This is a genomic window from Halobacteriovorax sp. RT-1-1 (genome assembly GCF_047085455.1).
Classification (GTDB): Bacteria; Bdellovibrionota; Bacteriovoracia; order Bacteriovoracales; family Bacteriovoracaceae; genus Halobacteriovorax_A.
Genome location: NZ_JBKIXZ010000001.1, coordinates 677,154 through 703,057 on the forward strand (window position 1 = coordinate 677,154; position 25,904 = coordinate 703,057).

Annotated in this window: 20 protein-coding genes; all 20 read left to right on the plus strand. The window is 36.0% G+C overall.

Annotated elements, in window-relative coordinates; all coding sequences use genetic code 11:
* Positions 1-69: 69 nt before the first annotated feature.
* The 20 genes from ACMAWV_RS03435 to ACMAWV_RS03530 all read left to right on the plus strand — a co-directional run bounded on the left by ACMAWV_RS03435 (position 70) and on the right by ACMAWV_RS03530 (position 25,894).
* Complete coding sequence (locus ACMAWV_RS03435) at positions 70-1,752, plus strand: hypothetical protein (protein WP_412469935.1); 1,683 nt, start codon at positions 70-72, stop codon at positions 1,750-1,752.
* Positions 1,753-1,766: 14 nt separating this feature from the next.
* Positions 1,767-5,612: a hypothetical protein gene (locus ACMAWV_RS03440; RefSeq protein ID WP_412469934.1), complete on the plus strand. Its 3,846-nt coding sequence runs from the start codon at positions 1,767-1,769 to the stop codon at positions 5,610-5,612.
* A 73-nt stretch (positions 5,613-5,685) separates the two neighbouring features.
* On the plus strand, positions 5,686-7,110 hold the full coding sequence (locus ACMAWV_RS03445) for a Mur ligase family protein (protein ID WP_412469933.1): 1,425 nt from the start codon (positions 5,686-5,688) through the stop codon (positions 7,108-7,110).
* On the plus strand, positions 7,094-8,788 hold the full coding sequence (locus tag ACMAWV_RS03450; protein ID WP_392990797.1) for a hypothetical protein: 1,695 nt from the start codon (positions 7,094-7,096) through the stop codon (positions 8,786-8,788). Before ACMAWV_RS03445 ends, ACMAWV_RS03450 begins: the two co-directional genes overlap by 17 nt.
* 119 nt (positions 8,789-8,907) lie before the next feature.
* Entirely contained in the window at positions 8,908-10,074 is a 1,167-nt protein-coding gene (gene metK / locus ACMAWV_RS03455) for a methionine adenosyltransferase (protein ID WP_103218945.1), read from the plus strand.
* A gap of 237 nt (positions 10,075-10,311) precedes the next feature.
* Positions 10,312-10,542, plus strand: coding sequence for a hypothetical protein (locus tag ACMAWV_RS03460; RefSeq protein ID WP_103218946.1), 231 nt, complete (start codon positions 10,312-10,314; stop codon positions 10,540-10,542).
* A gap of 152 nt (positions 10,543-10,694) precedes the next feature.
* Entirely contained in the window at positions 10,695-12,236 is a 1,542-nt protein-coding gene (locus ACMAWV_RS03465) for a sigma-54-dependent transcriptional regulator (RefSeq protein WP_412469932.1), read from the plus strand.
* A 237-nt stretch (positions 12,237-12,473) separates the two neighbouring features.
* The gene (locus ACMAWV_RS03470) at positions 12,474-15,149 is read left to right on the plus strand and encodes a tetratricopeptide repeat protein (protein ID WP_103218948.1); all 2,676 of its coding nucleotides are present in this window, start codon (positions 12,474-12,476) and stop codon (positions 15,147-15,149) included.
* 42 nt (positions 15,150-15,191) lie between these two features.
* Positions 15,192-16,124 (plus strand): sigma-54-dependent transcriptional regulator, encoded by a 933-nt coding sequence (locus tag ACMAWV_RS03475; RefSeq protein WP_103218949.1) that lies wholly within the window; start codon positions 15,192-15,194, stop codon positions 16,122-16,124.
* Between the two features lie 9 nt (positions 16,125-16,133).
* A complete protein-coding gene (flgB, locus tag ACMAWV_RS03480) occupies positions 16,134-16,541 on the plus strand; it encodes a flagellar basal body rod protein FlgB (RefSeq protein ID WP_021266076.1) in 408 nt (135 codons plus the stop codon).
* Positions 16,542-16,555: 14 nt separating this feature from the next.
* Positions 16,556-16,999, plus strand: coding sequence for a flagellar basal body rod protein FlgC (gene flgC / locus ACMAWV_RS03485; RefSeq protein WP_021265925.1), 444 nt, complete (start codon positions 16,556-16,558; stop codon positions 16,997-16,999).
* Positions 17,000-17,025: 26 nt separating this feature from the next.
* Entirely contained in the window at positions 17,026-17,388 is a 363-nt protein-coding gene (fliE, locus tag ACMAWV_RS03490; RefSeq protein WP_199177570.1) for a flagellar hook-basal body complex protein FliE, read from the plus strand.
* Positions 17,389-17,456: 68 nt separating this feature from the next.
* Positions 17,457-19,118 carry a flagellar basal-body MS-ring/collar protein FliF gene (fliF, locus tag ACMAWV_RS03495; protein ID WP_103218950.1) on the plus strand — a complete coding sequence of 554 codons (1,662 nt, stop codon included), beginning with the start codon at positions 17,457-17,459 and terminating at the stop codon, positions 19,116-19,118.
* A 45-nt stretch (positions 19,119-19,163) separates the two neighbouring features.
* Positions 19,164-20,195: a flagellar motor switch protein FliG gene (fliG, locus tag ACMAWV_RS03500; protein WP_021266524.1), complete on the plus strand. Its 1,032-nt coding sequence runs from the start codon at positions 19,164-19,166 to the stop codon at positions 20,193-20,195.
* Positions 20,196-20,215: 20 nt separating this feature from the next.
* On the plus strand, positions 20,216-21,031 hold the full coding sequence (locus ACMAWV_RS03505; protein ID WP_103218951.1) for a FliH/SctL family protein: 816 nt from the start codon (positions 20,216-20,218) through the stop codon (positions 21,029-21,031).
* Positions 21,018-22,388, plus strand: coding sequence for a FliI/YscN family ATPase (locus tag ACMAWV_RS03510; RefSeq protein WP_392990805.1), 1,371 nt, complete (start codon positions 21,018-21,020; stop codon positions 22,386-22,388). Before ACMAWV_RS03505 ends, ACMAWV_RS03510 begins: the two co-directional genes overlap by 14 nt.
* A gap of 5 nt (positions 22,389-22,393) precedes the next feature.
* Complete coding sequence (locus ACMAWV_RS03515; RefSeq protein ID WP_412469931.1) at positions 22,394-22,852, plus strand: flagellar FliJ family protein; 459 nt, start codon at positions 22,394-22,396, stop codon at positions 22,850-22,852.
* Complete coding sequence (locus tag ACMAWV_RS03520) at positions 22,853-23,386, plus strand: hypothetical protein (protein ID WP_103218954.1); 534 nt, start codon at positions 22,853-22,855, stop codon at positions 23,384-23,386.
* 79 nt (positions 23,387-23,465) lie between these two features.
* Positions 23,466-25,028 carry a hypothetical protein gene (locus ACMAWV_RS03525; protein WP_412469930.1) on the plus strand — a complete coding sequence of 521 codons (1,563 nt, stop codon included), beginning with the start codon at positions 23,466-23,468 and terminating at the stop codon, positions 25,026-25,028.
* Positions 25,028-25,894 (plus strand): flagellar hook assembly protein FlgD, encoded by an 867-nt coding sequence (locus ACMAWV_RS03530; protein WP_412462981.1) that lies wholly within the window; start codon positions 25,028-25,030, stop codon positions 25,892-25,894. Before ACMAWV_RS03525 ends, ACMAWV_RS03530 begins: the two co-directional genes overlap by 1 nt.
* The last annotated feature ends 10 nt before the right edge of the window (positions 25,895-25,904 follow it).

Below are 25,904 nucleotides of genomic sequence, written 5' to 3' on the forward strand. Positions count from 1 at the left end.
CTTATAGCTTCAATTAAGAAATTCTTAATAATTGCCGATAAATATCAAGTATTTTATCGGAGATGAATAATGGGACTCGTCCTTAAGCGCATTCAATTATTATTTTTAGTATTTTCATTCTTACTAATGTCTTGTCAGCAAAAAGATCGATCGATCTCAAGTGTCGATGGTGAGATTAGTAATCAACCTGCTCTTTACTTAAATTCTGTTACAGAGGTGTCTGACCTATTTGACCGTAACTTAGAAGAGCTAGTTGCACATTACAATGTAAACTTACAAAAGAGAGTTTATGATTCGAGTGAAACAAGGGCCGTCTTAATTTCACTAGACTCTATGGATTTACCTGAAGGTCAAGCATTTGCAATTGATACATCCATTGAAGAAAATGGTGTTCATGTTTTAAAAGTTATTCGTTCAACAAATAATGAAGCAATCACTAAATCTTCAAAGAGTCTTTTATTCAATTTTCTATCTGAAATTAATGAGAAAAAGAATATCGTAAATATCTATTCATTCTTTGAAATTGCACATAATGCTAAAAATGGAGACCTTCGTGCAAAGATCGCTTTAGAAGAATTAAAAATTAAGGCATTAGGTGATTCAGCGCTTTACGATGAAGATCGTAAAACGATCGAAGAAGGAATCTCTCAACTTGAAAGTGATTTTAAAGTTGTGAAAAAAGAAATGAAGGCGAAAGAGACAGCGCGAAAAAATGCAATGGCCGCGCTGGATAAAGCTGCTGAAAATCATCAGCTTAAAGCACTTATTCAAAGTAATGACCGAAAAGGTGTTGCAGATCTTCTTGAAAAATATCTTCCTTGGGAGCAAATGACTCCTATTGAAGATTCGTATTGGAATCATATTCTTAAGCGCATGCGAAACCCTATTGAAGCCAAAGATAAGGTTCTAGTATATCGTGGAACTTATGGAGATCGACTTTTTCCACAAATCGTAAATGGTCAAGAGCTAGAATATGAGGATGCTGTTAAGCAAGCAAACCTTGGCTCAATGTCGACAATTCTTACAAGAAATCAAGGGACTTATAACCGTAGGCTTCGTTCTTTACAGACGATGTATGGTAAGAAGATTGCTTCAAACCCAAGTAATGCAGACTCTAAATTTGTCGAAACTGCTCGTTTAACGACAATGCTTAAACAACACTCAATTGAAGCGCAAGGAAGTCCATTCCTTTCTTTCACTTCAAACTTTGATACTGGATATACATTTGGTTTTTCTATTGCAGATGATAAGACTGTGGCCGATGCAAAAGGTGCTATGGGGGCTTTCCTAATCGATCCAGAGCTTCTGATTTTTAATCAAATGTCTGGTTTTAAGTCTGAAATGGAATACCTTGCTCCACTAATTACTTTCCCAGATGAAATGGTTGGATTCTTTGATGAAGATTATATGGAGAAGACAAATCGCGAGGCGATTAAAGACTCACTTCATGACGGTCTTAGAAAAGAGATGATTAGGATTTATGGAGATGCTCAAGGGCCTAGTATTGCTGACGAGATTCTGTCTCGCTCTAGTGAGTTCAATGAATATGATAAGGCATACCTAGTTCCAAAGTTGAAATCAAACCTAACAGGATCGACAGAAGGTAATGTTGGAGTTGCCAAGAAGATTAGTAATTTCTTTAGTAACTTAAAAAATAAATTTTCTTCTTCAAGTAAGGGGAAAGTAAAAGTGATTGATGAAATGCCTAAGATTAATAATTGTTTATACGCTATTAAGAGCTTCTTACAATAATAAAAGAGGAATACATGCATAAGAAAGCATTTGGTTTACTTTCCGTCTTACTACTCACTCTCACTGTTCTAACACAGTATACTCAGGTCGATCGCTCTGAATATTCGTATTTTAGTACGAGAGCTCCTGCATCTGTTGCAGATATGGAGAGGCTAGAGACTTTATTAGCAGTTGATAAACTTGATTACTATATCGGCGAGTACGTTAATAATTTTGGAAAGAAGATTGATGAGGAATCATTAGATGTTCTTAAAAAAGTTGAGCTTGATTATATCGTCGATAAATATTCAAGCGATTCAAGAATATTTGATGCAAAAAATTATGATGCAATCATTTATGATATTCTAAAAGATCGATTAGGTAAGAAGCCATCTGGGACAAAAACAAGCTATGAATGGGGTTATAACTTCTTTAAGAATAAGCTTAATGAAGGTTTCACTCTTCTAGATTCTAAGATTAAACCAAAAGATGATTCAGCTGTTACTAAAGTAGAGCCGCGATCAGAATTCACTCTTCCTGATCAAGGAATTAAAAATGGTGAATTAACCCTAGATGCGGATCACTATATTTCTAATCGAACAACACGTGCTGTATTTTGGGAAGCTGTTGAAAGTAATCGCGATGTAGAATTTCACCTTGAGAACTCAAGAGAATTCTTAAAGAATCTTCAGGCAAATGGTGGTCAGATATTAAAGGAAATCCGTCCTTTTGCTAATAATTATAATAAAATTTATGCTGTTCAATATCCTGGAGAATCAACTTATCGCTACGCTATCACGGCCATTGGTGGGAAAGATCGCCTTAATCACTTAATGTTGCAATTTGGACTTTCTAAAAGAGGTCACACAGTAACTAATAAGGTGAGAATCTTTGGTGATCTGGATGAGACTCACAAAATGATGGAGGATGAGTTATCAGGTATTTTTAGACATTTACCAAAATCTGAAAGAGTCATCATTGGTCAAAAGGGTGCTATTGAGAGGACGTTTGAAACGTTATGGAAAGTACGTGCACTTAAAAATCTTTACGAAGACGAGCCTGATTTGGTGCTTTCACATATTTCGGATAAATTGAAAGACTCCTTTAAAGCGTTAATGGCTGATGGTGATATTAAGAAATACGATATTTTTAAAAATAAAAAAGATGTCGAAACAGCTTATACGAAATTAGAAAAGACAATTAAGGCCAAGGGGATAGAACCTTTTGAGTTTAAGAAATATGACTATGATAACTATGTTATCTCAATGTCTGATCTTGTCTTTAAAAATTCTGAAGGTGAAGACGTTGTTTGGCGTGTTGTTGCTAATAGTTGGGGGGATGAGATCTCTCCACTTGCTAAGGCCTTAAAGAATACTGGACATAAGAATATAACATATATCGGTACTGCGGGAGCGTTTCCTGATAAAGGCTATAGTGTTGGTGATCTTGTGATTCCTTCACATACTCGTTTAGACGGAGAAAGCAAAAAACTTCGTGGAACGATTATGGATATTGATGGTGCTAAAGTCGGTGGTACTGTTGATCATGTTTATTCTCCTTTTATTGAAACAAATGAGTGGTTAACAGAGAGTTCTAGTCATTCAGATTTTGTCGAAGTTGAAGTAAGTCACTTAAGAAAAATTCTTAATGGTCAAGATGATGATCTCCAAGCTTATCTACTAATTTCAGATGTTTTAAATTCTGAAGGTGAAACACTCGCATCTGCCACTGGTGCAAAAAGAAGAAATTCATTGAATAAACTTCTCTATGCAATGCTTGATAGAGACAGAGTAGGTATTCCTCAAGGAGTAAATACTGCTGATAACCACATTGGAATATTGAGAAGTACAATTGATAAAGTACTAGGGAATAAGGCAAATACATTAAAGTATTATGTCTTTTCAATGCTAAAGGATAATAAGAATGTTTCTGAAGCAGAGATTCAGGCCGTAGTCGATTCAGTTGATAACTTTAGTGATAATTACTTTACAAAGAGAATTACTGAATCATCTGAAGTTTCAAGCTATGTTTTAAGAAAACTTGAAGAGTTTGGGCATATGCCAAAGATTTCTATCGATAAGAAATTTGTTGATGGTAAGTGGCATCCTAAAACAGATAAGATTATTATCAACGTTCATGCTGATACAGATGCTATTGTTGAGCAATATAAAGAAGTTGTTGCTGACTTAGAAAAAGAAATTAGTAAGGTTTCTAAGTTTTGTGAAATCAATTTTATAAGAGGACCTCCATCTGAGGAATTTGTTACAATTCCAAAATACGTAGGTCTTGACAGTGACTTCCTTGTTAATCTTTATTCTCAGTCCGCATTTAAGCAAGCCGGTCTTGATGCACAAGTTACTTATAATGGTAATTTAAAATTTAATTTCCTACCTACTGTTAATAACTCAGATGTTTGTGTTGATGATAAATTCTGTCACTTATCATTTTTTAAACCAGACCAATCAACAAAAGATCTTTTAGTCGATTTTGATACACATGCAAAATTTAAAGCACAATTTGATAAAGATCCTGTTTATATTTTTAATGAATATATTAAGTCAGCTAACTTACAAGGAAATGCTAAAAACTACAGATATGAAGTTGTAGTTGAAAAGAATGCTACACTTGAAGATGGAAAGCTTGCTGAAATTGTTCCAGATGTTGATCCTGAAAAAGGGCTTCTAATAAAGGTACGTTTTACAGAGGAAGGATATAAGAATCCTCTGGTTCTTTTAGAAGAGGCCATGCATGTGGAGCAAATTACACGCAATGGCGACTTCTTGAAACATCCGGTATTTTGGGCCGAAGCAGCTTTAAATGCAAAGCATGGATCAATGCGTTCTCGTGAGTTTTTAGCACGTGCAGAAGTAGATGCTATGGATAAGCTTACTAATATGATGAGAGGCTACTTCCAAGGAAATGCTGATGAAGCACTTTCTAAAATTGAGCAATATGCAAATACGAGAAAAGAACACGCATCAAAAATTGTAAATAACCTTAAGAAGAAAGTGCGTTCTGAAAAGACTGTTCGAAATGGTTTGGCCAAACAATGGAAAGAACTTCATAAAGCACTTGAGGCGCAAGATCTCAAGTTAGATGATTATATTTCTTCAGGTAATCGTAAGAAAGTGGCAGAACTTATTGAAGCTTATATGCCATGGGAACAAATGGAGCCAACTGAGATTGCAGCTTGGCAAAGATGGTTAAAAGAAATTGAAAATCCAAGTGATGACTTCTTTGTGAGCTTTAGAGGCCTAGGAGATGATCTTGTTCGTGAATCAGATGATGGTGGACACTTCCTTATGGCCAAAATGCTAACTAAGAATCAGGGAAGTTATACGAGAAGGCTTCGTTCTTTAAAAACTTTCTTTGATAAAAAAATTAGTAAAAAGTCAGGTCAATATATGCCAGTTGAATTTCAATCGTTGGCGGCAGTATTTAAAGGGCATAGTGTTGAGCCTTTAGGTTCTCCATTTTTATCAGGCTCAGTCCTATCTGTAGCAGATAGTTTTGCTAGTGAATTTAAAGGGCAAAATATAGCCGCACTAAAGATGTCTAATAATAGGAGCTTATTAAATCTTGTTTCAAATTATAATGAGCTAGAAGAGATGATTCCACTGATTGTCTTTCCTGATGAGATTATTTCAATTGAACCTGCTGGAGATCTTGAAGCAATTCAGGATGCTGTTGAGGAAAAGATTGGACGCCAACTCAAACCAACTGAATTAGAAAGAATTGCGGTACAGTCCGATGATAATGAAGATTTCAAAGTTAAAGCGGTGCTTGAGTGGTGGAATCAAATTAACCCGGATGGTATTACATCTGCAAACTCAACTAAGACATGTAAGGATGTAATTAAAATGTTCCTATCTCAACAGTAATTGATTAATTACAAATATTTACCCTTACCCTTTGTCCGAAAAACGGTTAAAATTGACGGATAAAGGGTAAGTTATGAATTTAGAAAATTATAAAGATATAAATGCACTTTCTGCATTAACAGAATCAAATAAATTTAAAAAAGTATTCTTTTACCGCATTTGTGGGACGGGAATGGGAGCAGCTGCTTGTTTACTAAAAGAAGCAGGCTTTGAAGTAGCTGGTGCGGATCGTATGTTTTACCCACCAATGAGTACCTATCTAGATAACTCGGGTATTGATGTCTATAAATTTGAAGAACATAATATTGAAGAAGTAATTAAAGATTTTGATCTAATTGTTGTAGGTAATGTCGTTGCAAGAAACTCTGATGATGCAAAATTTATTGAAGAATCAGGAATTCCTTTTTGTTCATTTCCGGCCGCTATTGGAGCACTCGTTTTAAAAGATAAAACTGTTGTTGGTATTTCGGGGACGCACGGTAAGACGACAACTACATACTTCGGTGTTCAACTTTTTGAAAAGTTGGGGATGGAGCCGGGCTACCTTATCGGTGGTGTTATGGACGAGCGCCCACCTGCAAGAGTTGGAAGAGGGGATTACTTCTTTATTGAATCGGATGAGTACGATTCGGCATACTTTGAAAAATTCTCAAAATTTCGCTCTTACTATATTAATAAATTAATTATTACATCTCTTGAGTTCGACCATGCGGATATTTTTGAATCAATTGAAGATATAAAAAATGAGTTTAAAGCAATTCTTCCTAGTGTGGACGAAGTAATTGCATGCTCTGAATGGAAAAGTATTAACGATCTTAAAGTTACGGATAAGTCTTGGTCAGAATATGATCGTGATAATGTGAAAATAATCAATGTCGATAATGGTTTAACGACATTTACTATGAAATGTTCATTGGGTGATCACGAATTCAAAACAAATCTAATGGGACATCATAATATTTTAAATTTAGCTTCTGTTATTATCGTTGCCTTAAAAGCTGGGAAAAAGCCTGAAGAGATTCAAGCAGGAATACTAGATCTAAGAATGGTTCAAAGAAGGCAAGAAGTTAAGGGGATATATAACGAGTCTCCGATAATCGATGATTTTGCACACCATCCAACAGCTGTTTTGGAAACACTACATGCTATTTCATTAAAATATCCAGGTAAGAAGATACATGCTTATTTAGAGCCAGGCTCAGCAACAGCTCGAAGTGACCTATTTCAAGAGCGCTTTGCTGATTCTTTAAAACTGGCTGTCAGTGCAACGATTATCAAACCATCTCGTCCGACGACGGCCAAAGGGCAGGGGGATTTAGATGTTGATAAGTTACAATCAGACTTAGAGAAAAGCGGAATTAGAACAAATATTGTCACTGAGCTAGAGCCTTTAATTTCTTTAATTAAAGAAAATAGTAATGGGCAAAGTGTTCAATTAGTTATGAGCAATAGTTCTTGTCTCGGCTTATGGAGTAGTGAGTTTGTTAAAGCACTTTAAAACAACTCTTCCATTTTTAATCGCTTTTACAAGTTTTTCAAATCAGTTTGTTCAAGCAAAAGAAATTAGTGATGCTCAAGTTATTAATGAGTATATGAAACTTCATCGCGCCCAGTATAAAGCGACATGCTCAATGAAGATATATAATGAGTCACAAAAGCTTTATAAAAACTTTTTAGGTAATGGTATTTTTATTCCGTTCAAACTAAATGGTGAACTTGATGAAGCTACGATTAAAGAATATCTCCCATTAATGCAAAAGAAACGTGAGTGGATTAAGGGTGTTAATAAACGTCTTTCAAAAATGCGTTCGTTTAGAAATGTTCTTTCGCGAAATCGTGAAATTCAAAATCAGTTTGAAAAGGCCATGCGCCACAATTATAAATATCGCTATATAAAAGACTTAAAAACTAAATCATTAGTCGCTTTAGAATCAAAGAACGAGATAAAAAAATTTCTAACAGATCTTGAAGCATATTTAAATAGTCTTTTCTTTCTACAGTCATTCAGCTTTCCCGTTGATCATCTTCACCTAAGAAGTGAATACGATAAAGTGAAAGATATAGAGACAGCAGAAGGTAAGCAGAAGTCAAACTCTGCTTATTTGTTAAGGAAGATCGTTGAAGATGGGAGTGTTGACCCTAAAAAAGGTCGATCTGATCTAAGCTTACGGTCACTAATTGATTCTGTTTATTTACGTATTGTTGGTTTTGATAAGCCATTTTTAACGGAAGACCTCCGTTATGATATTTCGGATTTAATTTCTCGTCTTGATGGTGTTTTAAGACAAGGTTATAAGAAAACTTTTGCTAGAACAAATTATTGGCAAAAGAAAATCATTGAACGAGAGGATTACTACGTTGATCTTTTAAATAAGAGTAAAACGAAAGATGATATCTTAAAGAAAATTTTCGAAGATAAGAATCAAGCACGTTATGCTTTAAGTAAGTATATCTATGATAAAGAAGCATTAGTTTATAAGTTTTGGAAAAGACAAAAAGAAATTTATCGCAAGCTATATGCACTTGAGACGATTCTCATTCATGAAGTTGGTCGCCTTGACGATAGTTACGGAAGTGAAAGAAGAGATGTTGCTAAGGTTGTAATCAATCGTGTTGATAATCCTGGCTACAATACTATTGAAAGTGACGAGCCTTTCTATCAGTCACTATTAGATGCTGGAGTTAAGGACACACAAAAGTATCCTTGGTTAAATGTACTTTTTAAAAGGGGACAATTCTCTTTTACTTACTTTTTTATTCCTGCATCTAAAGGAATCTTTTGTCCTGATCAATCAAAGTCTGCTCGCAAACTAATGCGTAAGAACTTGAAAATGATTTTAGATGAGTTACATAACCCTGATAAAGATTTCAAAGCTACTCGCTATTTTTCGAGAGCATCAATGCTGGGAAGAATGGATATGTCATCACTATGGGATGAATATTCAAGCATGGAAGAAAGGCCTGGGCCTTTAATTCATAATACGACAAGATTAAATACTCTACTGAATCGTAAGAACTTGAACTTCTTGTATTCATTTAAAGATAGTGGCGAGCAAACATATGATGTTTATCGCTATAAAAATAATGTTTATGTACATTCTGCGAGGACTGGTAAATTCTACCAATATCGTAATCCTCATTATTTCAAATACTTCGTAAAGAACGATGATTACTAATTTTTATTGAGTATAAACTATTGAAAATAGTGCCTTAAACTAGTTGTTAAAACGTGCTAATAGAAGTATATTCATTCAATTATTAGTGTATTAATTATTTATAGCTAGGAGATGAGGCAGTGCTAAAAGATTTTACATTCACTTCTGAATCAGTAACAGAAGGGCACCCTGATAAAATTGCGGATCAAATCAGTGATGCGGTACTTGATGCGATGTTAGAACAAGATCCAAAATCTCGTGTTGCTTGTGAGACTATGATTACAACTGGTTTAGTTGTTCTTGCAGGTGAGATTACTTCGAAAGCTAATATCGATTTTCAAGAAACAGTAAGAAATAAAATTAGAGAGATTGGATACGATCACTCTGACAAAGGTTTTGATGCTAACACTTGTGGAGTTATGGTTGCTCTTGATAAGCAATCACCAGATATCGCTCAAGGTGTAAACGTTGGTGAAGGTACTTATACAGAATTAGGTGCTGGTGACCAAGGTCTAATGTTTGGTTACGCTTGTAATGAAACAGATAGTTTTATGCCAATGACAATTGATCTTTCTCACAGACTTGCTGAAAGACTTTCAGAAGTTAGAAAGAATGGAACTCTAGGTGAGCTTAGAGCTGATGGTAAGACACAAGTATCTGCTCAGTACGTAGATGGTAAACTTTCACGTATTGATGCAATCGTTGTTTCTACTCAACACTCAGACAACATGACTCTTGCTCAAGTTCAAGAAGCAGTAAGAGAAGAAGTTGTTAATAAAGTTGTTCCAGCTTCACTTGTTGATAACAACACAAAATACTTCATTAACCCAACTGGTAAATTTGTTATCGGTGGCCCAATGGGTGACTGTGGTCTTACTGGTAGAAAGATTATCGTTGATACTTACGGTGGTCACGGTGCTCACGGTGGTGGTGCATTCTCTGGTAAAGATCCAACTAAAGTTGACCGTTCAGCTGCTTATGCTACAAGACAAATTGCTAAGCACATCGTTGCTGCAGGTCTAGCTGAAAAAGCTCTAGTACAAGTTGCATACGCAATTGGTGTTGCTGAGCCAATGTCACTACTTGTTGATACTTTTGGTACAGAGAAAGTTGATGTTGCAAAGATTAACAATGCTGTTAACCAAATCTTTGATATGAAGCCAGCTTCAATCATTGAAAGACTAGATCTTCTAAGACCAATCTATTCTCCAACTGCTGCTTATGGGCACTTTGGTAGAACTAAAGATGGATTCTTTCCTTGGGAAGAGCTGTCTTACGTAGAGAAGTTAAAAGCTTTATGCCTTTAATATAAAAAAGAGCTCCCAATAGGGAGCTTTTTTTTTGTTTTCAGTTTAAAATACCTTTATGAATGAAGCATCCGCGAAATTGGCCGCCCCAAGGCGGGCTATTGTTTGCGGTGCTAGCCCACTATTCTTTAGCTATTGAATTAATCGAGAGGAGTGCATTTATGCACGACGGTTCGACTCAAGGGCCGACTAATGGGAATGACTTTCTTTTTTTGCAAATGCGATTATACTTATCCTATGAATGAATTCCTCATGTTCACATTGCGCTACACGCCATTTTGGTCAATTCCAATTATTATTATCGGTGGCCGTTTCGCGTATTACTACTGGCTAAGAGGCTATACTCTGCCGCCATTATTTTTTGCACTTTGCTCTTGTATCTCAAGTTTCTTTCTCTTTATTTGGATAATGGCCGGTGGCCCAGACAAAGTTGTTCATTATTTCTTAGATATTGTAAGAAACTTTTAGAGACTAAACTTTTTGTTTAATACTGTAATATTAGCTATTTATGCTAGTTTCGGAAGTTTTATCTTGGTGTTAAAAAATTGACACGTCCACGAATTATTCGATACCATTTTAGTGGGACAATTTTAACCTCACACGATGAGAGGCAATGACACATGAAGAATGATTTTAGTTTTCTAACTGATACATTTTCTAATGATGAATCAGATAATGAAGTAAAAATCGATCAAGGAAGAAAACCAGTCATTATTGTCGTGGAAGATGATCAAACTCTTTCCGCAATGATAACGAAGTATCTAAGTAAGAAGATTAACCTAGAAGTTATTAGTTTCTCTTCTCCTGCACCTGCAATCGAGCATATTACAAAGAATCAAGTTGATCGCTTTTGTTTAATTACTGACATTAGTTTTGAAGATAATTCTTCAGATGGGCTTTACTTAATCGACCTCTTAAAAGAGCGTGGGCTAACTTTTAGCTCGATAGCGATGACTGGGTTTGCATCAATTGAAACTGCCATTGCGGCAACGAAGAAAGGTGTTTTTCACTATCTAACAAAACCGTTTGAGTTAGAAGCGCTTAAGGATCTAGTTGTTAGAGCTCTTGTTCACAAGCTAGAGTATCGCGAAAGTCTTGAGATTAATGCTAATTCAGCAGTATCAAGCGATAAACGCTCATTTAGTAGTAGATACAAGCTAGAGATGCCTACAGAAGATGATATGTTTTGTGGGATGATTGGACGCTCAAAACCAATGAGAAAGATTTTTGAAAGAATTAAGAAGGTTGCTGCTTCTAATTCGACAATCTTAATTGGTGGACCTTCTGGTACAGGGAAGGAGTTGGTAGCGAAGGCCATTCACTTATCTTCAAATCGTAATCACAATAAAATTGTAAATGTAAACTGTGGTGCCATTCCTGGAGAACTCTTAGAGAGTGAGCTATTCGGTCATGAGAAAGGAGCCTTTACTGGAGCAGTATCAAGTCGCATGGGACGCTTTGAAGCTGCTAATGGTGGGTCAATTTTCTTAGATGAAATTGGTGATATGCCACTACTACTTCAAGTAAAACTTCTTAGAGTTCTACAGCAAAGAGAAATCGAGCGAGTTGGTTCTTCAACGACTACTCCTGTTGATGTTCGTATCATTACGGCAACACACAGAAACCTTGAAGATTCAGTACAGCAAGGCAATTTTAGAGAAGATCTCTATTATCGTTTAAACGTAATTCCTATAAAAATCCCTGCTCTTAAAGATCGCAGGGAAGATATTCCACTTTTAATATCATATTTCTTATCTCGTTTTGTAAGTGCAGACGGAAGAAACGATATTGAATTAGATGACGAGACTTTTGAAATTCTTATGTCATATGAATGGCCTGGTAACGTTCGTGAACTTGAGAATTTAATTGAAAGACTTGTTATCTTAAGAGGTGGGAATAAGATTAGACCGCAAGATTTACCGCCTAAAATCTTAGCTCTTACAAATCGTTCGATGATTGATACAGATGACCTTGTTAGTCTTCCAGAAAACGGTATCAATTTAAAAGATTTTATGAATGAAGTAGAGGAGTCGCTAATCAAGCAAGCTCTTATTAAAACAAATGGTAATAAGAACCAAGCTTCAAAGCTGCTCCAGATGAATCGTACGACACTTATCGAAAAAATGAAGAAGAGAAATTTAGACGTTAATATGCAACAATAAATTTCTACTTAACAAAGCCATTATGACACCAATACTTAAGCCGACTTTCACAGTCGGCTTTTTAAATGCCTAATATTCTGTAATGTAAAATCTTTGACATGGAAAAATCGTCCTATGAGAAAAATTTTCCTTTGAAATATTTCAAAATATTGTAAAATGAATTCACGGCATGCTTTAGGACGAAGAAATTGCCAAATAATTGACGTTATTAAATTTGAAACAGGAAGTTTCTACCAAATGAAGATAGATTTTAATTCAAAAAATTTATTATCTTTTATCGTACTTGTATTTTGTACGGCCTTCCTAAATATCGCATCAGCAACAATTGTTACTCCAGAAGCTCATAATGACTTTCTACGCGTTAAGTTTTTTATTGATAAGAAACTAGTTAATGTAACGAAATCAAGCACAGAGGTATCATTTTCGACTTTAGATGGTGATGTTTACTCTAAGGTAAAAGATGGGCTGAAGAACTTCTCTTCTTCTAAGTATATCAAGACAATCTCATACACTGAGCCAACGTCTGGAAATAATGTTTTCACGATTACATTAATGTTAAAGAAGGATGTAGAGGTTTTCTCATTCTATAAAAATCGTGATCGTGCTTACTTTGTCGACTTCTGGAAAGACGGTGCCGTAAGCAATAAGCAAGCCGCAATTAAAGATGTTTCAACACTTGTGAAAAAGAATGAAGCTTCGGCCCAAGAATCAACTCCAAAATTTGTAAAAAAAGCTTCCGCTGCAAAGCCAGCTCCGAAGAAAGTTAGAAAAAATGTTGTTAAAAAGGCTCCTTCTAAAAAAACGAATCCATATCGTGACTTTAGATATGGAGCCTCTTTTATCTGGGATTATCAAGCACTTGCACCAGAGCTAAAGACACAAATTTTAACGAATAGAAAAACTGCAGAATACTTCTTTCCAATTAAGAACTTTGATTACAATAAGAACGAACAAGAAGCTCATATGCAACTGACACTTAATCTTTATAGAAAAGGTAAGTGGGGACTTATGTATAAGTCGATTAAGCTTTATGAGAAGAAATTTCCAAAGTCATATAATCCATACAATGACTACATGAAAGCAAATGCTCTTTTAAGAGAAACACTAGAAAAAGGTGATATTAAGCCAGTTGATACTGCTGTTTCAATGTACACAAATATTCTTGAAAGAACTGATGTTTATGACTTAAGAAAAGGTATTTATAAATACTTAGTACAGTTTTACCGTGAAAAGAAAGACTTCGTTAAGGCCCTTAAGTATGCAAAGAGATTCTTTAGTGATGCAAAAGAAAATTTTGATTATGAAGAATTAGAGTATATGGGAGAGTATATTCTTTCTTCTCTTGCAAACCTTAATCAAGTTGAGAAAGTAGAAAATTTAATTCAAGATAAGACATTAGTTAAGATCATTTCTAAGCAAAAGCTTAAAGCGTACGAGATGTACACTTATCTGAGACAAAATGATGAAGAAAAAGTGATTGATGCTTACGAGAACTTTGCAAAAACTACTAAGGGTGAATACCTACCATCAATCTACTATAACGCAGCTGAAGCTTACTTTAGAACTTCTCAATATGAAAAAGCATTTAGAATTTACGATACTTTCATCGCTAAATATTCATATGTGAGTGAAGCGGCTCAAGCAAGACTTCGTATGGCCCTTATTGCTGATCTACAGGATCGTCCAAAGAATGAAGTACTAGAGCTTTATAAGAATGCAATTAATAGAGCTCAAAACCAAGAAGTGAGCCTTGAGGCCCGTATTCGTTATGTAGGTCTTCGTACAATTAGAAAGTTTAAGCCTGATTCAAAAGATATTGAAACAAGAGTTTTCCTTGATAAGGGTACTGATAAGAAACTTAATAAAGAACTCGAAATGCTACTTTGGCAAACTCGTTTAAGAACGTTCATTGTTGATGGACAGTATGAAGAGGCCCTGACTTTCTTAACAGCTCTACCTATTGCAGGAATGAAAATTAGTGAAAAGAAGGTTTTTGAAGCTGATGGTGCAGAAATTGTGTACGGGATCATTAAGTCTAACTTTGATGAAGGAAAATTTGCTCGTGCTATCCGCGCTTGGGAAATCTACAAAGATACTTATTTTGCTAAGATCGGTGCAGACCCTGAAATACAATTTATTATCGCGAAATCGTATATAAATCTTACACTGTGGGACGGATTTCAAAAAATGTATGAGAAAATGATAGCGAGCAAAAAGGAAACTGCTCATACTTTCCCTCTATGGGTTTCTCGCAAGGAAGTTAAGAAATTGGACTTGTATAAAAACGAGCTACAAATTCTAAGAAATCTAAAGCTAAAAAATTACTCTTCAGTAGATCGTATTATCGCGAGTACAGAAAAAGACTACCCAGGATTCGAAAAGATCACATTCTATAAAGCTCTAGCTCACTATAAGAGAGGAGAGTTTTCAAAAGCTGAAAAAGAGTATGAGAAATTCTACGCAAGTGGAACAAATGCAAATTCAATTGATGCTAAAGACCTTGTTGACTCAATCCAGTTTTACCTTGAATCAATCTATGAGAGTAAGAAGTTCGATAAATACCTGAAGGTATCAACTGCACTTCTAAAAGATGCTAGCTCATTCCAGATCGCTGATACAGTTGTTGAGGGATTAAGAGAAAGAGTAAATTACCAAAGAATTGAAATCCTATTTAAGAATACAGATAAGATTGCTGCAGATGAGGCAAGAACATTCTTAAATGAGTATAAAACTTCTCTTTATAAAAACCGTGTGAAGTTCTTATTAGGAAAGGAAAGCCTAAGAATGAATGATTTCACAACTGGGGAAAAGTTATTAAATGAAATACTTTCAGATAGTGAAGCTAAAGATTATCTGAAAGAGTTGGCCAGGACAGAGCTGACATTAATTAACTTGAAAAAACGTACACTATAAAATTTTAGCCCACGGATCGGGCAATGACAGACAGGAGGTCAGATGAATACGTTTACAGCAGAAATTTTCGGACAAGATCCTAAAATTGTTAAAGCACTCAAAGTTGCAAACAATGTTGCTGTTACAAAAGCACCAGTACTTATCGTTGGTGAAGCAGGTGTTGGTAAGAAGACACTAGCTGGTTTTATCCATGAAAATTCAACAAGACAGGGAAAGCCATTTGTAACTGTAGACTGCGCAGCAGAAGCAAACCAAGTTGAGAATGAGATCTTAGGTTATAGAGACCCAGAAACAGGACGTTTCATTAAAGGTGCATTCGAAAACGCTAACGGTGGAACTGTTGTTCTAGTTAATGTTGATGGTCTAGAAGATACTTTTCAAAAGAAGCTTCACAAGATTCTTGGTGAATTAACTGATTATGAAATTGATGTAAGAATGGTTGCTACAACAACTAAGAACTTATCTAAGCTTGTTGGTGCAGGTCGTTTTTACCGTGGACTATATACTTTCATTTCATCTAACTCAATCACTCTAACTCCACTTAGAGAGAGAGTAGGTGACCTAGAGTACATCGCAAAAAATATTATCAAAACTACTCTTGGTGGTGCAGAAGTTAGCGTTCAAGACGATGCTATGAATAAGATTCTTTCTCACTACTGGACTCACAATGTAAAAGAACTTAAGGCAGTAATTGAAAATGCTCTTGCAAACTTTGAAGGAGATGAAGTTTCAGCTGAACACCTTGAGATCGGTGAGAAGAAAGCAGTAAATGTTATCTCTGAAGATGATTCAGAAGGAATCAGACTAATGTCTCTTAAAGAAGCTGAAAAGCTACTTATCAAGAAGGCACTTATCCATACTTCTGAAAACAGAACTCAAGCTGCAAAGATTCTTGGTGTTTCAATTAGAACACTAAGAAACAAAATCAATGAGTACCGTGGAGACGGAAACTCATACTTTGTTAACTTAAGATAAGGTTTCATCATGAGGGTTGAGGATAAGACATTAAAAGCACTAGCTGCATCTTTGAATTTAAGGCAGATCCGACATGAGGTCTTAACTTCGAATATCGCTAATGCAGATACACCTGGCTATAAAGCAAAGCGAGTTGACTTTGAAGAAGCACTTGCAAGAGCTTTAGACGTTGATGGGAATCTTGAAATGTTGACCTCTGAAGAGAAACACTTTGACGTTGGCAATGGTGGTTTTGAAAATCTTCAACCTGAAATTTATGATGATCCAAATGGAATCGTCTCTGAAGACGGGAATACTGTCGACAGAGACGCTGAAATGGCCAAAATGGCAGAAAATAAAATTTTGTATGATGCATCGGTAAAGTTACTGAATAAGAAACTTGGGATGCTGAAATATACAATTAACTCTGAAAAATAGAGTAGGGGGAGATAATGGATTTACTAACGAGTTTAAAAATTAGTTCATCAGGTGTTGCTGCAAATAAGAAGCGCATGGCCGCGATTTCTTCAAATATTGCAAATGCCCAGACGACAAGAACGGCCGAAGGTGGTCCATATCGTAAGAAAGAAGTTGCTTTTGGAAGCGAGCCAGCTCGTGAAAGCTTTTCTGATATTTTAGAAGGTGAGATGGGCGAAGTAGCACAATCTGTTCATGCAACAGAAGTTGTTTCGAGCGATAAACCACCAATCTTAAAATATGAACCAAATCACCCTGATGCAAATGAGCAAGGGTATGTTGCCTATCCAAATATTAATGTAATGGAAGAGATGGCAGACATGATTTCAGCTTCAAGAAGTTATGAAGCGAATATTAACGTAATGAATACGACTAAGAGTATGGCGATGAAAGCGCTTGAAATTGGAAGTGGAAACTAAGAAGTATAAAGGAAAGGGGTTAAACCATGGCGATCAATAATATTACTACAATGAATGACGTCTTTAACTCACATAAAATGCGCGAGTGGACTAGTCCAACTGGTGGCGCGGAAGAATTTAAATTAGAGGGCTTCGATGAGCTATCTAAGGTTACTCCATCTGAGAAGAGTCAGTCTTTTTCTGAACTTTTAGCAAATCAGATCATGGATGTTAACAATTTACAAAAAGAAGCTAACACAGCTATTGAAAAATTAGTAAGTGGTGAAAGTAAGAATATCCACGAAACAATGCTAGCTGTTGAAAGAGCTGAAATTGCTTTTAAGACAATGAACCAAGTTCGTAACAAAGTAATTGATGCTTATAAAGAAGTAATGAGAATGCAAGTCTAGTTAATAACTAGTTGTTAATGATCTCTTAGTTTAGGATGAATTAAGAGTTTCAGGTGTCAGGAGGATACGTGAAAGATTTTTTCGATAAAATGCTTAGAAACTTCAAAGAGTTCTACGGAGAACTTGATGCAGGAAAGAAGATTTCTCTCTTTGCTGTTACTGGGGTTATTCTAGTCTTCCTACTAGGTGTTGTCCTTTGGGCCACTCATACTAACTATAAAGTTCTTTACTCTGATCTTAATAAAGAAGATATGACTAAAGTTGAAGTCTTCTTAAGTCAGAACAATGTTGAGAAGAAGACATCTGCAGATGGTAAAACAATTAGTATCCCTGAAGATATGATTGAAACTGTCCGTCTTAAAATGATGACTTCTGGTTTTTCATTTTCTGGAACAGTAGGATATGAAGTATTTGATAATCAATCTTTTGGTACAACTTCATTTGTTCAAAAAGTAAATAAGCAAAGAGCACTTGAAGGTGAGCTAATTAAGACAATTAAGCACCTAAGAGGTGTTAAAAGAGCACGTGTTCACTTAAATATTCCTGAATCTTCTCCGTTTGTATCTGAGAAGAAACCACCAACGGCTTCAGTTGTTCTTGAGCTAAACCGTGGAGTTACTCTAACAGAACAAGAGATTAAAGGTATCTCTTCACTTGTTGCTTCATCTGTAGAAGGAATGAGAGGAGAAGGTGTTGTCATCTTAGATCACAGAGGAAAGAAGCTTTCTGAAAATATCGGTGATGCTATGACTGCTAATACAGCAAATCGTCTTGCTCTTGAGTCTAAATTAAATAGAAAGTATGAAAAACAAATTGAAGATATTTTAACGAGAGTCGTAGGTGCAGGAAAGGTAATTGCTAAAGTTTCTGTTGATATGGACTTTACTGAAAGTGTATCGACTCAAACAACTTACGATTCTGAAAATAAGGCAGTTCTCTCTGAAGTAACAAATACTCAAAACCTTCAAGGCTCACGTCCTTCTCCACAAGGTATTCCTGGAGCACGTTCAAATCTACCTGGAGAGCAGCCTCAACCAGGTGTTCCTGAGACAAGAAATGACGTTAAAAAAGAACTAGCAACTCGTAACTATAATGTTCCAAAGAAAGTTACTCGTTCAAAATCACCAACTGCATCTGTTAGAAAAATCTCTGCTGCAGTAATGGTTGACGGTAAACGTGTAACACAATCGTTAGATGGTAAGACGGTAACTAAGTATGAGCCATGGTCGGAAGCAGATATTGCAAATTTTCAAGCGATCGTTGCTTCAACTCTAGGTATTGATAACCGTCGTGGTGATGTAATCACAATTAAGAATATGGAGTTTCAACAAGAAGATCTTGAGGCCATTGATGCTCTTATGCGTGAGCGTGAAAATAGAGAGTTAATCAAGAATATCTTCAAGTATCTTGCAATTGGTTTAACGATCTCACTATTCTTCTTCGTAGTTGTTCGTCCATTTATCCAGTGGGTAACAGACAACGCAGTAGAAACTGTTGAAGATTTCTTACCAAGAACTCTAGAAGAACTAGAAAAGGTTCAAGCAAATCAAAAACTACCTGGACTTGAGGATGCTCTTCCACAGATTGAAGAAAAGCTTAATCCAGAGAAAATTGAAGGGAATATGCTACGTGAGAAGATTATTTCACTGGTTGAAGGAAACCCTGCAAAAGCGGCACAGATTGTGCATGATATGATTCATAGTACGGAATCTGATAAGCAGATTGCGTAATGAGAATAGTAAATAATAGAGCCCTTTAAGGAAGAGGAGAGAAAAGTGGCCGATCAATCATTAGACCCAGATGTAGAATACTCGCTACTATCAGGACAGGACAAAGCAGCACTTCTGCTTAGTTCTCTTGGTGTGAGTACGACGCAACTTATATTCGCACATATGCGCGATAACGACGTAAAACGTCTTATTAATGCGATGTCTAATGTTAAGAAGGCGCCAATTTGGATGATCAAGCGTGTTTTAGAGGAGTTCTACTCTGAACTAAACGAAGAAAATGATCTACTTTTCTCTGATAATTCATCTCGTGACTTTATTGTTAATGCTCTTGGTGAAGATCGTGCTAAGCAACTTCTTGGTCAAATCATTGATGTTGGTGCCAATCAGACACTAGAATCACTGGAGCTAGTTGATACTAGAACACTTGCTAACTTCCTAATTAATGAGCACCCACAAACAATTGCGCTTATTATTGCTCACTTATCAGCAGAGCGTAAGGTTGATGTCCTAAGACGTCTTCCTGAGGGACTTCAGGCCGAAGTTGTATTAAGGGTAGCAAACCTTGACTTCGTTTCTCCTGAACTTATTGCACAACTTGATGATGTTCTTAAGACTGAACTTTCTACACTTGGAACAATTGATACAAATCAACTTGGTGGTGTTGAACCTATCGCAGATATGCTTAACCTTATGGATAAGAATTCTGAGAAGAATATTATGGGACGAGTTGAGGAAAAAGACCCAGAACTTGCAGAAGAAATTCGTAAGCTCATGTTTGTTTTCGAAGACCTTGTCTATGTTGATGATCGTGGTATTCAAGCACTTCTTAAAGAAGTTGATCAGCAAAAACTTGTTATTGCTCTTAAAACGGCACCTGAAGAAATTAAAGCGAAGCTGTTTAGAAATATGTCTAACCGTGCAGCAACTCTTCTACAGGAAGATTTGGATGCTCTTGGGCCGACAAAACTTTCTGATGTTGAAAAAGCTCAAGCAGAGATCGTTCACAAATGTAAAGAACTTGAACAACAAGGTAAGGCGTTTATCTCACGTGGTGGAGATGGCGATGCCCTTGTATAAGATAAGGTTAGTAGCTTAGTATGACTCGTGAAGTAAAAGAATATGAATTTCACTCTTTCTCTCAAAAACCTCTGAACTCTAGTGTTGAGGATTTTGAGTTTCAAGATTTCGAAGGAATGTCGATTCGTGAAATCGAAGAGAAGCAAAAGATTATTCGCGTTGAAAGACAAATGGCCAAAGATACTGGTTTTGACTTAAATCCAATTGTTCACGAGCATAGAGGTGTGCGAGCACAGGAAGAAGATGATTTTGCTAGGGCCGTACAAGAAGAAGTGGCCCGTCAAGTTGAAGCTGTTAAAGAGGACGCTTATCGTGAAGGGTTAGAGCTTGGACGAGAGCAAGGACGTGAAGAAGTTAAGGTTGAACTTGCTGGAGCAGCGGAAGAGAAGATTCTTCTTTTAAACGATATGGTTTCAGAAGTTCTTAGTACTCAAGTAGGACTTCTTTCTGCACAGAAAATGCAAACATATACACTACTTAGAACAATCGCAAAGTGGATTGTTTTAAAAGAGCTTAAAGATGATGGGGAATATATTATTCGTCTTCTCGAAAAGCTTATTGTCGAAGCACAAACAAAAGAAAATCTTCTTATTAGAGTCAATGAAAAGCATTTCGAACAAATGCCAGAGGTTTTAGAAGTTGTTCAAGCAAAACTTGGAGAGCTTACTAACACTCGTGTCGAAATTGACTTTGATATCGAGGCACCTGGTATTGTCGTTGAATCTCAAAACGGTATTGTCAATGGTAGCTTAAAGACTCAACTTGATAGTCTAGATAAGTTATTTGAAGCAGTAGGCTTAGCAAGTTCAGAGGACGACTCGGATGAATCACAATAATTTTTCAACATTAGACCTTGAAGCAATTCATAAGGCATATGAATACGCAACTCCTTACCAGAAAGTAGGGAAGGTTTGTGCATCAAAGGGTATGCTTTATGAAGTAAACCTATCACGTGCCGTTATTGGTTCAAACGTCGAGTTTGTTACTGAATTTGGTGATCGTTGTCTTGGAGAGGTCGTTTCAATCGATGGCCCAAAATGTTTAACAATGCCTTATTCTGAAATCGCAGGGATTAACTCAGAAACAAAAGTATACTTAAAAGAGCTTGTTACAAAGGTTAACGTTGGAGAGCAATATCTAGGTCGTGTTATCGACTTCCAAGGAAACCCAATCGATGGAAAGGGCCCGATTAAAAGATCTAATGAAGTGAGATCTATTTTTGGTGAGTCTATTAATCCATTAGAGCGTCCACCAATTTGTGAAATGCTAGATACTGGTGTTAATGCAATTAATGCTTTTATGACAGCTGGAAAAGGACAACGTTTAGCTATTATGGCCGGTTCTGGTGTTGGTAAGTCAGTAACACTTGGTATGGTTGCGCAAAAGTCATCAGCTGATGTTAATATTATCGCTCTAATTGGAGAGCGTGGCCGTGAGGTTCGTGAATTTATCGAACATGACTTAGGTGAAGAAGGTTTAAAGAAATCAATCGTTGTAGTTGCAACTTCTGATACTTCTGCACTTATTCGTATGAAGGCCGCTTATGTTGCTACAACATTTGCAGAATATTTTAGAGATCAAAATCAAGATGTTCTCTTAATGATGGATTCGATTACACGTTTTGCTATGGCCTCTCGTGAAATTTCTTTAAGTGCTGGAGATCCTCCAGGTCAAAAGGGATACACTCCAACTGTATTTGCACAGCTTCCAAAATTAATGGAGCGCGCGGGAACAAAAGCTGACGCTGGTACCATTACTGGGATCTATACTGTTCTTGTTGAAGGGGGAGATATGGATGAGCCGATTGCTGATGCCGTAAGGGGGATCAGTGATGGACACATTATTTTATCTCGTGCTCTTGCATCAAAAAACCAATTCCCTGCAATTGATGTTTTACAGTCATTATCAAGGGTAATGAATAAAGTTGTTTCTAGCGAACATAGAGTAGTCGCAGGACATATGCGAGATCTTATGTCAGCTTATCGAGATAACGAAGATCTAATTAACGTTGGAGCTTATTCAAAAGGTTCAAACCCTAAGGTTGATAAGGCGATGATTATCATTGATCAACTAAATGATCTACTAAAACAAATGCAAGGTGAGGACCATTATCAATCAATTGATGAACTATATGATTCGATGGTTGGACTCGCAAAGTATGCAGAAGAGGCTTATAACTCATATGAGGAGTAATATAATTGCGTAGAGAAAAGTTTAAACTACAAGGCTTATTAAAACTAAGAGAATTCAAGGAACAAAAAATTAAACTTGAATTAGGGCAGATTAATATCGAAAAAGGCCGTTTAAACGAAGCTATTGCAAAATGTAACCTCGATATTGAAGAAACTTATAAAGCCCAAGAGGCTTTCTTTGATACATATACATCGGGAAGGAATGCTCAATTTTTTCCAATGTTTATTCAATCAAAAAGAGACGAAATAAAAGTCTTAGAAAATCAATTACATGCAGTTCAAAGACAGTATCAAGAGAAAGTAAAAGAGCTTTCTGTTGCAAAAGGTGAAGTTAAAGTAATTGATAATTTAAAAAATGAATTTGAAACAGAACAAAATAGGGTCATTGAGAAGAAGCGCCAAGAAGCGATTGATGAATTAATGATGGCAAAAAGGCATGCTCAAAAATTGGCCGGGGAAGCTTAAATGAAAAGGTTATTACTTTTAGTTTTGATTATTTCATCTTCACTTTCAGCTATTGCAGAAGAGAAGAAAATATATTCACAAGAAGAGTTTGATAAGGCACTTGAAGTTGCCTTAGAGAAGAAAATGAAAAAAATAGGGCGTTCAAAGTTGATTGAATTCTCAAAAGAGCTTCTTAAAAAGGAAGAAGAGTTGGCAATTCGTGAAAAGGCCTTAAAGAATCAACAAGAACAAGTTGTTGTTAATCAAAAAGAACTTGAAGGTCGAATTAAGGAATTTAAAACTTACCAAACAAATTTCCTATCATGTCTTGATAAGAAAGATTCTGATGAACAAAAGCGTGTTATTCACATGGTTGATGTTGTTTCTAATATGAGGCCTCAGACAGCGGCAAATCTACTTTCTCAGCAAGATCCTTCTATCTCAATCAAGATTCTCGGAGAGCTCGATCCTGTTAAGGTTTCGAAGATCTTTAACATGATGGATAAAGAAGTTTCAGCGCGTTTACAAAAGCAATACATGACGATGAAGAAGTAGGGGTAAACTTTTCCATGGTTAATTTTTTTGTGAATTTATGTAAAGATATTGCAAGGCGTTAAAAAAGGGACAAAGAATAATGCTTAAAAACTTACTTGGACATAACTTAAAAGCAAAGGGGATGAAGGAGCAGTCGCAGACTAGTGCGAAAACTGTTTCTCTCGATAACCTGCTTTCTAGTCATGCCAATAAGAAGCTTTCTAAAGGACAAAAAGAAGAGTTTAGTAAACTTCTTCATGGTGGGGAGTCCAAAGGACAAGAATCACTTCTGACTACGAATGTGGCCAAGGGATTAGTGTCAAAATCGCAAAAGCATAATCTTAAAAATCCAGTTAACGAAAAAATCACTCATCAAGAAGTAAGAGAGCTTCTTAAAGAGGGAAAAGCAAATACTAGCTCGCTAATTAAAGATTCAAATAGTCCAAAGATTGCAAAGGCCATGGCCAAACACTCAACACCGACATCTTTAATTTCAACTTTAAGCTCAGCAGGTACAGCAGAGAATAGACCAGTTGGTAAGCACAGTGATATTGATAATATTCTTGGAACAAAGAATATTGTTGAATTACAAAAAGCAAAAACAACACTTGTTAACTCAAAATTAGAAAATTCAACTGAAAACAAGCAAGCACCAAAACTAGCTTCAAATGGTGTTAAGACTAATGCTCTACTAGGTAAGCACACACAAGCAATTATTGAAACAGCGCAAGTTTCACCAGATAGAGAAGTTGAAGCTCCTCGTGAAAACACGAATCTTTTAAGAATGGCACCAACAAACCTACTTAAAGGTAAGAAAGCACCTAGTTTACAAAGTAATCAGTTGACGAGTAGTGCAGATTTTATTGCTAATCGCCAAGTATTAAATAATCAACCTGCAAATGAAATGAAAGCTTCAAATAGCTTACATATGAATAAGTTTACAAAAGAAGCATCACAGAAGAATAACTCAATTATTCGTATGAAAAATGAAGTTAAGGTTGAAGACTTTTCATCAGATATTACAGCAAAAGGTGATAGAAGAGCACCACAACAGGTTCAAAATAATTTAATTGGTGCACTTGGAAATTCGAATACAGCAAATGATTTTAAAGCTGAAATCAATCTTGCGAAAGCACCAGAAGTTCTTGATCTTTCAAACGTAACGAATGCTGATCAAATGATTAAAGAAGTGACTAACTATATCGAAATGAATCGAATTGAAAATAGTAAGTCTCTACAAGTTCTTGTAAAGCATAATGAACTTGGACATTTTAATGTAACGGCCAATAAAGACGCTAATGGTATGATTGCATTAAATATTGAAGCTTCAACAATTGAAGCGAAAGAATTCTTTAAGGAAAACGAAGTTAAGCTACTTAAAAATCTTGATATGAAAGGAATCAGAGTAGCTGACTTTAAGATCCATACGGCCACGTCTGGTCAAATGAGCGATACTGCTTCACAATCTGAAAGCTTTAAGAATGAAAAGCGTAATAGTGAAAGGCAAGCGGACAAAATCTCCTCTTCAAAAATGAGTGGAAATGAGTCTGAATATGCGAGACAATTAGATAGTGAAGATTCTTTTGCATTTGATAGTTTTCAAGATGCAAGAGAAGGCCGTCAAAGAAGATGGCAAGAGTATAGCGAACGCATAGGTGCATAATGCCAGAAATTGGAAAACCACAACAGAGAAATTCATTTTCACAAATCGGTATGGGCCCACGTCAAACGAAGGGCAATAGTCGAGGTGAATCGGTTGGTGAGCAACTAAACCGTATTGCTGGTAATGATATTGTTGATCAAAAGTTTGTTGATGAAAAAGAGCACAATAAAATGGGCCAAGATGGTTTCTTAAAGCTTCTTTCTCACCAGCTTACAAATCAAGATCCAATGAAGCCGATGGATCAAAAACAGCTATCTGCTGACCTTGCACAATTCTCTCAATTAGAGCAGATGACAAATATGAATGCTAAGCTCGATAAAATGGGTAAGAATGACCCTCAAGAGCTCAAGTTTTTCGGTGCTAGTTTCTTAGGAAAAGAAATTTTAACGAAAGGTGCCTCAGTTAGTTATGATGGCCAATCGTATAAAAAAGATGTTCCATTTTTCTTAGATAAAGAAGCTAAGAATGTTATGGTTAATATCTATGATAAAAATCGCCAGTTAATTGGAAAGGTTGAAGCAGAAAATCTTGGAAGAGGACAACACACTCTTGCTTGGAATGGCCGTCAACTTGATAATACAAGAGCTGCAAAAGGTGATTACACACTTGAAGTTTGGGCCTTTGATAAGGACATGAATAAATTTAAGGGTGAAACAAAATCGACTGGTGTTGTTAATGGTGTTGATTTTGAAAATGGAGAGACAATTTTCACATTAGAAAATGGAAAAAAAGTTTTCTTACGTGATGTTGATAGCTTCAAACTAGCTTCTAATACAGGTTCAGAAGTGAACGATAAAAATATTGCCGCGTTGCAAAAGAAGGCGGCACAAAACTATAATAATATTAACAATTCCGCTAACCAATAATTGGAAATAA

Excerpts from the sequence above, each read along its gene's own strand:
- ACMAWV_RS03520 (WP_103218954.1), top strand. The coding sequence starts at position 22,853 with ATGAAAAGGTTATTACTTTTAGTTTTGATTATTTCATCTTCACTTTCA.
- ACMAWV_RS03530 (WP_412462981.1), top strand. The coding sequence starts at position 25,028 with ATGCCAGAAATTGGAAAACCACAACAGAGAAATTCATTTTCACAAATC.
- ACMAWV_RS03525 (WP_412469930.1), top strand. The coding sequence starts at position 23,466 with ATGCTTAAAAACTTACTTGGACATAACTTAAAAGCAAAGGGGATGAAG.
- ACMAWV_RS03435 (WP_412469935.1), top strand. The coding sequence starts at position 70 with ATGGGACTCGTCCTTAAGCGCATTCAATTATTATTTTTAGTATTTTCA.
- ACMAWV_RS03465 (WP_412469932.1), top strand. The coding sequence starts at position 10,695 with ATGAAGAATGATTTTAGTTTTCTAACTGATACATTTTCTAATGATGAA.
- ACMAWV_RS03445 (WP_412469933.1), top strand. The coding sequence starts at position 5,686 with ATGAATTTAGAAAATTATAAAGATATAAATGCACTTTCTGCATTAACA.
- ACMAWV_RS03505 (WP_103218951.1), top strand. The coding sequence starts at position 20,216 with ATGACTCGTGAAGTAAAAGAATATGAATTTCACTCTTTCTCTCAAAAA.
- ACMAWV_RS03460 (WP_103218946.1), top strand. The coding sequence starts at position 10,312 with ATGAATGAATTCCTCATGTTCACATTGCGCTACACGCCATTTTGGTCA.
- ACMAWV_RS03440 (WP_412469934.1), top strand. The coding sequence starts at position 1,767 with ATGCATAAGAAAGCATTTGGTTTACTTTCCGTCTTACTACTCACTCTC.
- flgC (WP_021265925.1), top strand. The coding sequence starts at position 16,556 with ATGGATTTACTAACGAGTTTAAAAATTAGTTCATCAGGTGTTGCTGCA.
- ACMAWV_RS03510 (WP_392990805.1), top strand. The coding sequence starts at position 21,018 with ATGAATCACAATAATTTTTCAACATTAGACCTTGAAGCAATTCATAAG.
- flgB (WP_021266076.1), top strand. The coding sequence starts at position 16,134 with ATGAGGGTTGAGGATAAGACATTAAAAGCACTAGCTGCATCTTTGAAT.
- ACMAWV_RS03470 (WP_103218948.1), top strand. The coding sequence starts at position 12,474 with ATGAAGATAGATTTTAATTCAAAAAATTTATTATCTTTTATCGTACTT.
- fliE (WP_199177570.1), top strand. The coding sequence starts at position 17,026 with ATGGCGATCAATAATATTACTACAATGAATGACGTCTTTAACTCACAT.
- ACMAWV_RS03475 (WP_103218949.1), top strand. The coding sequence starts at position 15,192 with ATGAATACGTTTACAGCAGAAATTTTCGGACAAGATCCTAAAATTGTT.